Here is a 14,041-nt window from a genome sequence, read left to right on the forward strand (position 1 = left end):
CCTTTTTATAGCGCTGACCACAGAAGCAGCATCAGGAATAAAAGATTATTCAAGCGCTTTTAAACGCTGGATAATTCTGTCGTATTCTGCTTCCTGATTTCGATAGCGACTTTGTAAAGATTGAATATTTTCTTTTTGTGCAGTCAGATTTTTTTCATTGGTAACTAAGGTTTTTTTAAGGTGCTCAGGTACATTTTTACCTTTACGCAGAAATTCACGTTCCTGACGTACAAACATAATCCGATCTTTTTGTAGCTGCTTAAGTTGCTCTTGTTGGAAAGCCATTTGCTTTTTCAGCTGAGAGAGTACTTCATTCTTTTTTTGTAATGCAATCTGACTATTATTATAGGCACGTTTTAACTTCTGGTCTTCTGCCTGTTGTCTGGCATGTGCTGCGCGTTGAGGTGCCTGACGAATATCTGCTTCAACATTATAAGGTTTGGCGCGCTGAATCACCTGCATATTCTGATCTAGGGCTTCATAGCCATAACGAATATGGTTGGGGGTCACGTTGCTGCTAATATTTGCTACCCCCTTATGATCATAATAACGATACCATTTTGCTTTTTGAGGCACGTTATTTGTTGTAGATGCATGGCTAATAGTCAACATGGTTTGCAGCATAAGTACCATTAAAACAGCAGTCTGCCTGATTATGGATTTTCTTTGACCCATATAAGCAGGTTTTTCCCCAAACTGGCGCATTATCGGCTCCGCGAAAAAAGTTTACTAATAAAGTTCTTTTAAAGTTGACTAAATTACTTAATTAGAAGTAATAATATTGGTATATTATTCCTAATTCCGACAATAAAAAACTATTACCACTCAAAAAAAAATCATTGAAATAGGGAAAGTGTGAAGTCGTTATTGAAATTATAATTTTTTGACTACTTGTGTAGAAAATGCTCGTTGATAATCTCTAGACAGGTATGTTAAAAATAATCGACACTTATATAAAATTCCGCTATAAGCCTGTGGTCGCTTATGGTTTCTGAATGGGAAGGGGTAAGAAATGGACGATAAATTCCAAAATCTAAAAGTGATGGTCATTGATGATTCAAAAACCATTCGTCGTACAGCAGAAACTCTTCTTCAGCGTGAAGGTTGTGAAGTCATTACCGCAGTAGACGGTTTTGAAGCATTGTCAAAAATTGCAGAAGCAAATCCCGACATCGTTTTTGTAGATATCATGATGCCTCGCCTTGATGGGTATCAGACTTGTGCCTTAATTAAAAACTCGCAAAGTTATCAGAACATTCCTGTTATTATGCTATCGAGTAAAGATGGTTTGTTCGATCAGGCCAAAGGCCGTGTGGTAGGTTCAGATGAATATCTCACCAAGCCATTTAGCAAAGATGAGTTGCTTACCGCAATCCGCAACCATATCAGTGCTTAATTTATTTGATTTTTTCTTGGGGAAATTGGCATGCCACGTATTCTAATCGTAGATGATTCACCGACCGAAACTTTTCGTTTCCGCGAAATTCTATCCAAGCACGGCTTTGACGTGATTGAAGCAGCAAATGGGGCTGATGGGGTGACCATGGCGCAGGCAGAATTACCTGATCTGGTGTTAATGGATGTCGTCATGCCAGGGGTAAACGGTTTTCAGGCGACACGTCAGATCGCTCGTGGGGCAACAACCAAACATATTCCAATTGTCATTGTAAGTACCAAGGATCAGGCAACTGACCGTGTATGGGGTAAGCGTCAGGGTGCAGCAGATTATCTGACCAAACCTGTAGATGAAAATCAGTTAATTGATGTGATTAAGCAACACCTCAATGCAGGATAAGCGCTATGGCAGCGAATGGATTTATCGAACTGCTTCGGATTGCGAAACGGGGTAACAAAAACTACGTTTCCAATGACAACGAAGTCAACCGATGGTCAGGCATTGCTTTTGAAATGATGGGGCAATATTTTGTTGCTCCGCTCGGGGAAGTATCGGAAGTTATCTATCCGCCAAAATATACACCTGTTCCCAATACTCAGCCATGGGTAGTGGGACTGGCAAATATTCGGGGCAGACTGCTTTCAGTTTCAGATCTGGCTCAATACATGTCTGGACATAGAAGCCAGTATTCACCTACTCAAAAAGTATTATGCATTAACCATAATGATCAGTATGTCGGCCTGGTTGTAGATCAGGTTTTGGGGATTCAACACTTTAATAAGAAAAGTTTCTTTTCTAAAACAACTGAATTAGACAAAAATTTACAGGAATATTGTCAGGGGTATTTCCACCAGCACAATCAGCAGTGGCATGTCTTTTTATTCAGTCGTTTGTTGCAAAATCCAAAATACATGAATGCATCTATAAAATTTATAAATTAATTGTCGCACGAAAGTAAAAAGGGCGTAAATTCGGGGAGAAGCTTTATGGGCTTTAAGCTTAAGAAGAAAAATACAGGCGAGAGTAGCCGCAGCGGCGGTAATGCTTTTTTAGCCAAGATTCAATCACAAGCAGATCAGCTATCACGTGTATTTGGGGATAGTGAAAAGTCTAAGCCACTCATTTACGGAGCAATTGGCTGTCTCGTAGCTGCAACTATCACGCTGTTATACCTTTTCTATAGCGTTCCTCGTGCCAACGAACTTACACAAAGTTTGGGTGAATTGCGTCTACTTTCACAAACCATTTCGCGTCAAGCAACTGAAGCGACTGCTTCCGGTACGCCTGAGGCGATGAAGAATCTGACCGAATCACAGCAGTCATTTGCTGAAAATCTGGAAACAGTAAAAAGTATCCATTCGAATAATGAAGCCCTGCAAGCGGTAGACAAGCAATGGACTGAAGTATCTTCAAGTATTGACCTGATTTCTTCACAACAAAAAATCATTAACCAACTTTACGATACTAACATCGCGATTGGTGAAGCAATTCCAGGGATTCAGGCAGAATATAACCTGATGGTCGATCAGATGGCACGTCAGGACATGCCGTCGAACCAGGTGGTTATTGCGAAAAACCAGGTATTCATTGCAGAACGTATCTTGCGTTCGATCAGCTTGGTGTTAACGGGTACAGATGGTTCACGTGAGTCTGCAGATGACTTCAGTTCGGATACTGAAACATTCGGTGCTTACTTAAATGCACAGTTAGATGGTTCAGCACAACTGGGTGTACAACGTATTGATGATCCGAACTTACGTGAGTCATTAGAAGGTATTAAAGCTGAATATGATGATGTATTACAGTCAGCTGCATCTACAATTTTGAAAAACTCAGCGCAGATTGTAAAAGTACGTCAGGCATCTGCATCTATTTTTTCTCAATCTGACCAACTATTAGATAACCTGAACAAACTATCAGGTGGTTCAACCTTAAAAACAGTTATTCCGGCAATATTGTTACTTACCTTCCTGGCTGGCTTCATTGTTTGCGTATTCCGTTTACTTTCATTACGTGGTGCATCGGATAAACAACGTGTAACTCGCCTACAAGAAGAATATGACCGTAACCAGAATGCGATTCTTCGTTTACTTGACGAAATTGCCGACCTTGCAGATGGTGACTTACGTTCATATGCAACGGTATCTGAAGATTTTACTGGTGCGATTGCTGACTCGATTAACTTCGCAATCGATCAATTACGTGACCTGGTATCGCGTATTACTGAAACATCTCAGGAAGTTGCACAATATACTGCAACTACTCAGAGCATTACCAACCAGTTAGCCGAAGCATCTGAACACCAGGCACAAGAGATTGCCGGGGCATCTGCAGCGATTAACGAAATGGCACTGTCGATTGACCAGGTATCTGCCAACGCCGAAGAGTCTGCTGTCGTTGCAGAACGTTCAGTACAAATTGCAGCAAATGGTGCAGACGTTGTACATCGTTCTATTGAGGGTATGGATACGATTCGTGAACAGATCCAGGAAACCTCTAAACGTATTAAACGTTTGGGTGAGTCTTCTCAAGAGATTGGTAACATCGTCGCACTGATTAACGATATTGCCGATCAGACGAACATCCTGGCATTGAACGCTGCGATTCAGGCGTCTATGGCGGGTGAAGCAGGCCGTGGTTTCGCCGTAGTTGCCGATGAAGTACAGCGTCTGGCAGAACGTTCTGCATCTGCGACCAAGCAGATTGAAGGCCTGGTAAAAACCATTCAGACCGATACCAACGAAGCTGTAATTTCGATGGAACAGACTACTGCCGAAGTTGTGCGTGGTGCGAACCTGTCTAAAGATGCCGGTGTGGCACTAGACGAGATTCAAACCGTATCGAATAACCTTGCAAAACTGATTGCGAACATTTCCGATGCAGCAAAACTTCAGGCCGCATCTGCGGGTCATATTGCAACGACGATGAACGTTGTACAGGAAATTACTTCACAAACAACGACTGCAACCTTCGATACGGCACGTTCGGTATCTGAACTTGCCAATATGGCCGATGCATTACGTGAATCTGTATCTGACTTTAAACTTCCAGAATAAGTCAGACAAATTTGGGGGAAGGAGCGTGTCTTAATCCCGGTTAGGACACCTCCACATACAGATCAAGCCTCGACAAGATGTACTTAACTTCAAACGTTAGGTCTCGCGTGACGGTCACAATCAAGTTTGAGCGCCCTTCTTGGCGGCAGAACGTAAGAAGCCTTAGCTATGAAAGAAATATTAAAAGATCTAGTTGAAACAACAGCGCTTCCTGAAGATAGTTATCTTGATCAAGATGCTGAAATTTTAGAGATATTTGTCGAAGAGATTGAAGAAATCTTTGTCGAGTTAAATACTTTATTGCCACAGTGGTTTGCCACACCAGATCATCAAGAAACATTAACCACCATTCGCCGCCATTTCCATACGCTGAAAGGTTCGGGTCGTATGGTCGGTGCGAAGCAGGCGGGTGAAATTGCCTGGGCAGTTGAAGATACTTTGAACCGTGTACTTTCAGGTTCAATCAAATTAACACCAGTCATTCAGAAGTTTGCGCAAGCAACTTTAAATATCTATCAATATATATTGTATCCATGCTTTAAGCAGGTACAGCCATTAACCATTGATTTACGTCCAGTCGTACTTTTAGGACAACAATTACAACAGCAATTGAGTCCAGAACCGGCACTTGAAGAATTATTGCTACTTGCGGACAATCTGACTGCTGAAGGTCAGCTAACAGGTCTTGAACTTGCGGATACTGCAGAAGCAGATTCATCAATAGCAGAGATTGCTGAAACTGCTACCGCAGAACGAGTAGAAGTTGCTGAAGAACGTACTGACCTTGAAGAAACGGTAGCGATCTTTGTTGAAGAAGCCGAGGAACATCTGGCGACAATCCATGATTTCCTGAAACACGAAAATAGTGCCAAGCAAGACTATAATGGCCTGATTCGTGCATTGCATACCCTGCGTGGCAGCTCTTCTATGGCACAGATTGATGATATCTGTGAGGCCAGCGTTAAAGTAGAGAATTTATTTAAAACGCTGGTTCAGGATGAAATTGCTTCAACTTCCAAAGAAACAGCACTATTACAGCAATATTCAGAATTTATCGGTGATTATTTACATCTATTGAAACAGGGTAACACTGAAAAGCTGGCAGGGATTTCTGCTACTTTTGAGGATGCCTGGGATACCTATGGCTTTACTGTGACTGAACAGCAGGATGCTGATCAATCTCAAGGTATGGTTACACGTCTGGTTGAACTGAATATTGATCAGTTACTGGATGCCGAATTTGAGTTTGATAAGCGGGTACTTGAAGAATATCCAGATTATATTGAAGCTTTAAGCCAGCAAGCCGCAGAGCTGATGGTACATACGGATAACCGTGCATCGATCGGTATTCATGAATTCGCATCCCAGTTAAAAGCAGCTTATGATGCTTTGCTGGCGAGACCGGTCTTGCTTGAAAGTGATTATGCCTTTGAACTTTTTGCACAGGCACACCAGGAATTTATTCACCTGTTCGATACGCTCGCGGCAGGACAGCGGGTGATTTTGAATGCCGAAGTTGAAAAACTTCTGGCGGATCTGTCTGCCTTTGTACAGCAAGACATCGAAGTATTCGCTACAGACAAAGTTGTTGAAACTGAGGTACCTGCGCCAGTAGAGTCAGATATATCCACAGCAGTTGATTTTACTGGGCTCAGCCAGCGTATTGTAGCTGATCGTCAGCAGCAGGACGCTGAAGATGCGAACCGTGATTTCGATGAAGACTTGCTGGATATCTTCCTGGAAGAAGCAGATGAGTTGCTGGCAGGCATTGATGAAGACCTGAATACCTGGTCCAAAGAACCTGAAAATACCCACTCATTGAACAATCTGATGCGTTATTTGCATACCCTGAAGGGGGGTGCAAACATGATTGCTGCCACGCATATCGGTTCGATTGCACATGAGCTGGAAAGTATTTATGAGCGCGTGATCCGTCAGCAGATTACCGTAACACCTGCATTGATCCAGATTATCCGCCTGGTACAGGATAACGTGTCAGACCGTATCCAGAGTATTCGTGATGATAAGATTGATTATCCGGCACCTGAAGCTATTCATATGCTGCAAAATATCCAGGCACTTGTGGCTGGAACAGCTACTGCAACTCCGGTAGCTGCTGTTGAGACGGTAGAAGCAGAGACTTCTGTAGAACTAGAAGTTATTGACGATGCATCGGAATCTGCTGAGATCGTTGTGGAATCACAAGCGCTTGAGCGAGTAGACGGCTTTGAAACTGAATCTGTTCCTGCATCAGATGAGCAAATTCAGGAAGATCAGTCAGGCGAAACACTTACTGCTGAGTCAGCTGAATCTATGCTTGCTGATGAAGATGATCTACAATCGATTGTTGAAGAAACCTTCCTGGAAGAATCGCAAGAGATTCTGGAAAATGCAGAAAAATTACTGAACCAATGGTTCGATCAGCGAAGTGACCGTAGCTTATTGCTGCAACTTCAGCGTGCTGCCCACAGTATCAAGGGTGGCGCCCGCATGATCAGCAATGAAAGCATCGCAAGTATTGCTTATGGTCTGGAAAGTGCATTTGAACAGTTTGCTGTTCATCATTTTAACTCCAATGCCTATGACAGTCTGCTGCAAAAGACCCTGAAATGGCTGGGTCAAGCCATTTTTGATCATGATTACAATGGTTTTGAGCAAATCAAAGCAGCGCTGGATGCGATTGAGTTTGTAGATGTCACTGCACAGCTACCTGAACGTCTGACCAAAACTGAAAGTCTGGAAGTTACAACTGGCTTCGAGTTTGTTCAGGGTGATGGTACTGAACCACCAAATATGATGGGTGAGTGGGCTGAGAACACCTCAAGCGATAGCAGTAACGAGATGATCCGTATTTCAGCCGAACTGGTCGAGAAGATGATTGACCTGTCAGGCGAAAATGCAATTAACCGTTCGCGTATCGAGATGGATCTGGGACAGCTCGGCAATACCTTAAATGAGATGGAACTGGCGATCAAACGTCTGGCTGATCAGCTGCGCCGTATGGAAGGCGAGCTGGAGTCTCAGATTATTGCCAAACATGGCTCAGAAAACTCACGCTATGCTGACTTCGACCCCTTGGAGATGGACCAATATTCATCCCTAAACCAGTTATCTAAATCTCTTGCTGAATCTGCATCGGACTTGGTCGACTTTAAGACCACGCTCGCGGAAAAAATCCGTGATACCGAAGGTTTGCTATTGCAACAGTCGCGTATCCAGGCTGAGATTCAGGAAAGTCTGATGCGTACCCGTCTGGTACCATTTGACCGTATGTTGCCACGTTTACAACGTATTGTGCGTCAAACTTCGACTACACTGAACCGTCCGGCAGAGCTGATTGTTCAGAATACTGAAGGTGAACTCGACCGTACCATTCTGGAACGTCTGGTAAACCCATTTGAGCACATGCTACGTAACGCGATTGACCATGGTCTGGAAGATACTGCAGAACGGCTTGCGCTGAATAAGCCAGAAGTCGGTTCAATTGTCCTGAACATTAGCCGTCAGGGTACCGATGTCATTATCTCCTTTAGTGATGATGGTAAGGGAATTGATGCGGAGAGTATTCGTGCTAAAGCCATCAGTCTGGACTTGATCAAAGCGGAACAGCAGGTGGATCAGGAAGAATTGCTGCAATTCATCTTCCATCCAGGTTTCAGTACGGCTAAAGCAGTCACCCAGATTTCGGGTCGAGGTGTTGGTCTGGACGTGGTACAAAGCGAAATCAAAACGCTGGGCGGTCACGTTTCGGTAAATTCTGAACTGGGCAAAGGCACGACCTTTACGATTCGCGTACCGACCACTGTGGCCGTCAGTGATGCCTTAATGGTGAAAGCGGGTGACCAGCAATTTGCCATTTCTCTGGCACAGATTGACCGTATTGTCCGTATTGCACCAGCAACACTGGAAACTTACTTCAACAGTAAGGATGATTACTTCAAGATTGATGGTGTGAACTACAAGCTGCGCTATCTGTCTGAGTTTGTCTCTAATCAGCCAATTCCACGTTTGAACAATGTTGCGCATTCATTACCAGTACTCCTTATCAAGGGTAATGGTGGTCAAAGTATCGCTTTGCTGGTGGATCAATTAGTTGGCTCACGTGCACAGATCGTAGTGAAACCGATTGGACAGCAGTTTGCCAGTGTGGGTGTGATTGCAGGGGCAACCATTCTTGGTGATGGTCAGGTCTGTCTGATTCTGGATGGTCAGAATATTGCCCGTCAGGTTCAGGCGACTCAGCGTATCAAACAGTTATCTGATCAGCAGGATCTGTCGCGTCGTGGTAATGCACGTCGTCTGGTCATGATTGTCGATGACTCGGTAACTGTACGTAAGGTAACGTCACGTCTGTTAGAGCGTCAGGGTTATGATATTGTCACTGCCAAAGATGGTGTCGACGCGATTGAACAGTTGGAAAATGTCCGTCCAGACCTGATGTTGCTGGATATTGAAATGCCACGTATGGATGGTTTCGAAGTAACTAACCTGGTTCGCCATCATGATATTCACCGCAACTTGCCAATTATCATGATCACCTCACGTACTGGGGAGAAGCATCGTGAGCGTGCCTTCAGTCTGGGTGTAACACACTATATGGGTAAACCGTTCCAGGAAGCGGAGCTGCTTGCCAATGTTCAAGAATTAATTGCTGCTCAACAGGGGTAATGAATGAATAGTCAGACTAACGTGAACGCAGTGTCGGCCGATAAAATCAGCCAGCAGGAGCTACAGCATCTCATTACCGTATCTACGGGATTTATTGATGCGTATATCATCGACTGTCATGGCAAGGATCCGATGTTGCTGCCGCAGAACATTGTTCTGTCAGCGCTGGATAGTGCTACACAGGTAAAAACTGTAGAGTGGCATGATGCACAACTTCCAGTTTATGCAGTGAATGATCCAGACCGTAAGAATGGTGTAGCATTAGTCATTGAAGGGGATGAAGCGAATCAGCGTTTTGCCCTGATGTGCAATGAAATGCCCAAGACCATCCGTTTACGTATTTCGGAAATTGTCGATGATGAACGCGAAGTGACAGATCCGACGATTTTCCAGTATGTACGTATGGGCGAGGCGATGTACCATATTCCGCAGATGGCACATATTCAGTCCTTGGTCGGCCATTAAGCTATATAGATCTAAGAATATAAAAAAGGAACTCAACGGAGTTCCTTTTTTATTTGGAGCTTTTCAATCTGGCTTAGTTTGCTAACAGATTGATCAGGATTTTTTCGTAAATTTCAGCTAGTGGTTCCAGATCGGCGATATCGACATGCTCATTGATCTGGTGAATCGTTGCATTTAATACACCTAACTCAAGCACCTGAGCACCGGTAGGAGCAATGAAACGGCCATCTGAAGTGCCGCCAGAAGTTGACAGTTCAGTTTCTGTACCAGTGACATCACGAATTGCATCTTTGGCAGCATTGACCAACTCACCCACTGGGGTCAGGAATGGCAAGCCAGATAAAGTCCATGAAACATCGTAATCCACCCCATGACGATCCAGAACTTCTAAAGTGCGTGCTTTTAATTCGTCAGCAGTCACTTCAGTTGAATAACGCCAGTTGCACAGCAAATTCATTGTGCCTGGAACAACGTTGGTTGCACCTGTGCCAGCATTGATATTAGAAATCTGGAAAGAGGTTGCCGGGAAGTATTCGTTGCCATTATCCCAAATAGTTTCACAGAGTTCAGCGATGGCTTTAGATGCAGTATGAATTGGATTCACAGCAAGATGTGGATAGGCCACATGACCTTGTTTACCTTTGACAGTCAGGTTGGCATTCAATGAGCCACGACGGCCGTTTTTAACAATATCACCAAGTTTATTGGTACTAGATGGTTCACCTACCAGACACCAGGTAATTTTCTCATTACGCGCTTCTAAGGCCTCAATGACTTTTACCGTACCATTGATCGATGGACCTTCTTCATCAGAAGTGATCAGGTAAGCAATTGAACCTTTATGATCTGGATATTTTTCTACAAAGCGCTCAGTAGCAACGACCATGGCTGCCAATGCAGTTTTCATATCTGCACTGCCGCGACCATAAAGTTTACCATCACGGATTTCTGGCAGGAACGGGTCAGAGTTCCAGGCATCCAGGTTGCCGGTTGGCACTACATCTGTATGACCTGCAAAACAGAACACCGGGCCTTCCGTCCCTTTGCGCGCCCAAATATTATCGACATCTTCAAAACGCATGTTTTCGATGTTGAAGCCTACCTTTTTCAGGCGTTCTGCCATGATGTTCTGGCAATCATGATCGACTGGAGTAACGGAAGGCTGACGTAACAGTTGCAGGCTTAAATCGAGAGTTGCGGAAGATGTCATATGAGATTCATTCATAAATCAAGAATATTGTGTGCACTATGATAGGCGAAGATGCAGTAACTTGTGAATCACAGACATAAAAAAACCCTGACAAGCGCAGGGTTCTTTTACTAAGGCAATAAGATTAGTTGCGGCGAATTTCATCAGAAGTTTTTTCTGCTGTACCAGTCACGGCTTCACCCGCTTTAGACACATCTTTACCAACGCCTTTCACAGTATTACAACCTGTAAGTACAAATGCCAAGATTAAAGAAGTTGCAAGAATTTTTTTCATCATCATCTCCGTATTATCAATAATAAAATTATTATGATGTGGAACTTAGATTAGAAAATATACGAAAGAAAAAATATATGGTTTTCATAGTGCTTGCGTAAATTAATGTAATAGTTATCAAATTTTTCAGTAAATATCCTAGATCAGTGTCGGGACACGGAACATATAGAAATCTCCGCTGAGTGCCGATTTATATAAGCCATTAGTCCACCACTGTGGATAGTCACTGCTCATATGCCGGTTTGGATAGATCCATTCATGTCGTTGCAAACGATAAAAGCCTTGTTCCCGGTCTGGAATCTGATAGCCCCAGCTGCCCAAACGCCGTCCTGTATTCACCCAGTCTGGAATAGGCGCGCTGCGATGGACTGGTAAATACAGTTGTCCCTTCAATATGCAGAATCGCTGATCAATCGGATAATCCAGCGCATCCGGAAACTGGAACTGTTTTTGGGTGAAATGCTGCAACTTGCGATTCAAGGTATCGCTTCGGTTTAAGCCATACCAATGCGGCAAGCTAAAATCTGCTTCAGCCAGATAGTATTTTAAAGCAATTTCCCAGTGTTCAATTTTTCCGCTGATTTTATTGAACAGCAGAAAATCGAGTTCACCCAAGGTTCTGGATCCGTCAATCTTCTGAATACTATGTCCAAGCAGGGTATAGGAATGATTGCCATCATCCAGCAGCCAGAACCAGATCAGCATTTCAAAACGCAGTCCAAGACGGGTACTTTTGAGTTGTGCAACAAAGTTTTCCAAAGCCTGTGGATTTTGATCCAGTTCTAAAAGTCGTGGATGATAATTTTCCAGATGCTGTTGCCACATCTGATCTGGATGCAAGTCAAAGGCATGCTCTAGTTCAAGTTCGTCAGGCACCTGAGAAAGGATATTTGGACTGCCAACAGCGAATGCCAGCTGACGTACCAGTGGATGCTGATACTGTTGCCACGGTTCAATAAAGTCCTGAGTCAGGCAGGGTACAGGCATGAAGAGTCCTAGCTAAATATGCAGAAATACAACGGATAAGAATCAAAAACACCTTATACTACCCCAATTCCGTGGTTAGGGTTGCTGTATGAAAGTGTTGTTTTGGCGAAGTCTAGTGGTCATTTTTGTGACATTGGGCTTTATAGGTGCAATTTTGCCTGGCATGCCAACAACGGTTTTCTTGATTCTGGCCACATGGGCTGCCTCTAAAGGCTGGCCGCAGATGGATGAATGGCTGCTGAATCACCCTAAATATGGACAGACTTTACGCGACTGGCGTGCCAATCGGACCGTGCCGCGTAAAGCCAAATGGTTTGCCAGTATCATGATGCTGGTTAGCGGGATTATCATGTTATTTACCAATGCACCGCTGGCTGTCAAAATCTTTACTGATTTGACCATGTTGATCGTAGCAATCTGGTTATGGTGCCGCCCGGAACCCAAGCCAATCTCTGAAAAGCATATACCGTCTGGAAGGGAATAAATGTATGCAGCAATGGACTATAGAACAAGCCGATATTCAGATTGATTTGGCTGCACAAAAGCTGTATCTGCCTCATTTTGCCAAGAGTTATTCAATTTCAAGCGGTAAAAATGGTATCGGAGAAATGGAAAATAGTGGCAAAACACCTCGAGGCTGGCATAAAGTTGCGCAAAAAATCGGGGCTGATATACCATTGAATAGTGTATTTATTGCCCGTCAGGCTACAGGAGAGATTTATTCTGAATCACTGGCAGCAGAATTTCCCAATCGGGACTGGATTCTGACCCGGATTTTATGGCTGAGTGGTTTGGAAGACGGTTTTAACTGTGGTGAAGGTTGTGATACTTACCGCCGTTATATCTACATTCATGGTACGCCAGACACAGAACCGATGGGAATACCGATGTCACATGGCTGTATCCGTATACGCAATACCGACCTGATCGAGCTGTTTGATCTGGTTAATGAACAGGCTCTGGTTTATATCTCAGAACATTCTTTAGAAAAATAGCCTCTTCCGATGTTTTCATGGCTCCTATTTTAAATCTCTACAGAGAGTGAGATAGGGTAGAGAGCGTAAAAGGATTTTATCTCACTATTCACATTTAAATATGAGTGACCAGGTAGCTGTAGAGCAAAATGAAAAACATCGTTTGCCTTTGAAATAAGCTGAATTTCCTCCTGAATCGAAAAATATGGCATAAATCCCGCCTTATTTCTGATTAAAAATAATTGCAGATACGTTTTTACATGATCACAACGTGTCCTTAGATAAAGCTTTGTATACTATTTCGGCGAAATAGCGGCTTTTGGACCGTATGGTGTATAAAAGGAACGATCCAGCAAGCAATGAATACCGCCTTGTCTGAGTTCGAGATTCAATAAATTTCGGTATAGACTTAAAAAATAAACAAAAAGTGTTGTTTTTTTTGGCGATCAACCTATTTTTTAATCACTCGAACCTAAAAAGTGGAAAACATTCGGAAAAGCGTTTGACACGCTGTGAAGATTCTCTATAATGCACCTCATCAAGCGATGAAGTCGATTTGAAAGGGCGCTTAGCTCAGTTGGTAGAGCGTCTGCCTTACAAGCAGAATGTCGGCGGTTCGATCCCGTCAGCGCCCACCAAGCTTCTTTCAAAGTTAAGATCTTTTAGTGCAGCGGTAGTTCAGTTGGTTAGAATACCGGCCTGTCACGCCGGGGGTCGCGGGTTCGAGTCCCGTCCGCTGCGCCACTTTAAGTTCTTGATGAATCGTTTGCCACAATAGCGACATTGTGTAAGTGCAGCGGTAGTTCAGTTGGTTAGAATACCGGCCTGTCACGCCGGGGGTCGCGGGTTCGAGTCCCGTCCGCTGCGCCATTTACATGATAGACCTTTTGAGGGCGCTTAGCTCAGTTGGTAGAGCGTCTGCCTTACAAGCAGAATGTCGGCGGTTCGATCCCGTCAGCGCCCACCATATCTTTTATAGATATACGACACGCAGCGGTAGTTCAGTTGGTT

The 14,041-nt window shown here is 43.8% G+C and carries 12 protein-coding genes and 4 tRNA genes; 12 read left to right on the forward strand and 4 right to left on the reverse strand.

What is annotated here, in order from left to right:
- Positions 1-45: 45 nt before the first annotated feature.
- Positions 46-705 (reverse strand): hypothetical protein, encoded by a 660-nt coding sequence (locus tag BK820_RS12915; RefSeq protein ID WP_071321157.1) that lies wholly within the window; start codon positions 703-705, stop codon positions 46-48.
- A 307-nt stretch (positions 706-1,012) separates the two neighbouring features.
- Between BK820_RS12915 and pilG the strand changes: the two genes are divergently transcribed.
- The 6 genes from pilG (at position 1,013) to BK820_RS12945 (ending at position 9,585) form a co-directional block, all read left to right on the forward strand.
- Positions 1,013-1,396, forward strand: a complete 384-nt coding sequence (gene pilG, locus BK820_RS12920) for a twitching motility response regulator PilG (protein WP_004814763.1) — start codon at positions 1,013-1,015, stop codon at positions 1,394-1,396.
- Between the two features lie 30 nt (positions 1,397-1,426).
- Positions 1,427-1,795, forward strand: a complete 369-nt coding sequence (locus tag BK820_RS12925) for a response regulator (RefSeq protein WP_004814764.1) — start codon at positions 1,427-1,429, stop codon at positions 1,793-1,795.
- A 5-nt stretch (positions 1,796-1,800) separates the two neighbouring features.
- Entirely contained in the window at positions 1,801-2,337 is a 537-nt protein-coding gene (locus BK820_RS12930) for a chemotaxis protein CheW (protein WP_004814765.1), read from the forward strand.
- 45 nt (positions 2,338-2,382) lie between these two features.
- Positions 2,383-4,452: a methyl-accepting chemotaxis protein gene (locus BK820_RS12935; protein ID WP_071321158.1), complete on the forward strand. Its 2,070-nt coding sequence runs from the start codon at positions 2,383-2,385 to the stop codon at positions 4,450-4,452.
- Between the two features lie 168 nt (positions 4,453-4,620).
- Positions 4,621-9,120, forward strand: a complete 4,500-nt coding sequence (locus tag BK820_RS12940; RefSeq protein ID WP_071321159.1) for a hybrid sensor histidine kinase/response regulator — start codon at positions 4,621-4,623, stop codon at positions 9,118-9,120.
- 3 nt (positions 9,121-9,123) lie between these two features.
- Entirely contained in the window at positions 9,124-9,585 is a 462-nt protein-coding gene (locus BK820_RS12945; protein ID WP_008307514.1) for a hypothetical protein, read from the forward strand.
- A 73-nt stretch (positions 9,586-9,658) separates the two neighbouring features.
- Here the strand turns inward: BK820_RS12945 and dapE are convergent, their stop codons facing one another.
- The 3 genes from dapE to BK820_RS12960 all read right to left on the reverse strand — a co-directional run bounded on the left by dapE (position 9,659) and on the right by BK820_RS12960 (position 12,056).
- Entirely contained in the window at positions 9,659-10,795 is a 1,137-nt protein-coding gene (dapE, locus tag BK820_RS12950) for a succinyl-diaminopimelate desuccinylase (protein ID WP_071321160.1), read from the reverse strand.
- 124 nt (positions 10,796-10,919) lie between these two features.
- A complete protein-coding gene (locus BK820_RS12955; RefSeq protein ID WP_004814773.1) occupies positions 10,920-11,069 on the reverse strand; it encodes an entericidin A/B family lipoprotein in 150 nt (49 codons plus the stop codon).
- A gap of 138 nt (positions 11,070-11,207) precedes the next feature.
- Positions 11,208-12,056, reverse strand: coding sequence for a DUF1853 family protein (locus BK820_RS12960; protein ID WP_071321161.1), 849 nt, complete (start codon positions 12,054-12,056; stop codon positions 11,208-11,210).
- An 88-nt stretch (positions 12,057-12,144) separates the two neighbouring features.
- Between BK820_RS12960 and BK820_RS12965 the strand changes: the two genes are divergently transcribed.
- From BK820_RS12965 to BK820_RS12990, 6 genes are all read left to right on the forward strand, one after another.
- A complete protein-coding gene (locus tag BK820_RS12965; RefSeq protein WP_071321162.1) occupies positions 12,145-12,540 on the forward strand; it encodes a YbaN family protein in 396 nt (131 codons plus the stop codon).
- Between the two features lie 4 nt (positions 12,541-12,544).
- Complete coding sequence (gene elsL, locus BK820_RS12970; protein WP_071321163.1) at positions 12,545-13,051, forward strand: cell wall-recycling L,D-carboxypeptidase ElsL; 507 nt, start codon at positions 12,545-12,547, stop codon at positions 13,049-13,051.
- 541 nt (positions 13,052-13,592) lie between these two features.
- A tRNA-Val gene (locus tag BK820_RS12975) sits at positions 13,593-13,668 on the forward strand.
- A 29-nt stretch (positions 13,669-13,697) separates the two neighbouring features.
- Positions 13,698-13,774: transfer RNA gene (locus BK820_RS12980), tRNA-Asp, on the forward strand.
- Between the two features lie 49 nt (positions 13,775-13,823).
- Positions 13,824-13,900, forward strand: a tRNA-Asp gene (locus BK820_RS12985).
- Positions 13,901-13,921: 21 nt separating this feature from the next.
- Positions 13,922-13,997 (forward strand) — tRNA-Val (locus tag BK820_RS12990).
- The last annotated feature ends 44 nt before the right edge of the window (positions 13,998-14,041 follow it).

The organism is Acinetobacter sp. LCT-H3 (genome assembly GCF_001866125.1).
Lineage (GTDB): Bacteria > Pseudomonadota > Gammaproteobacteria > Pseudomonadales > Moraxellaceae > Acinetobacter > Acinetobacter schindleri.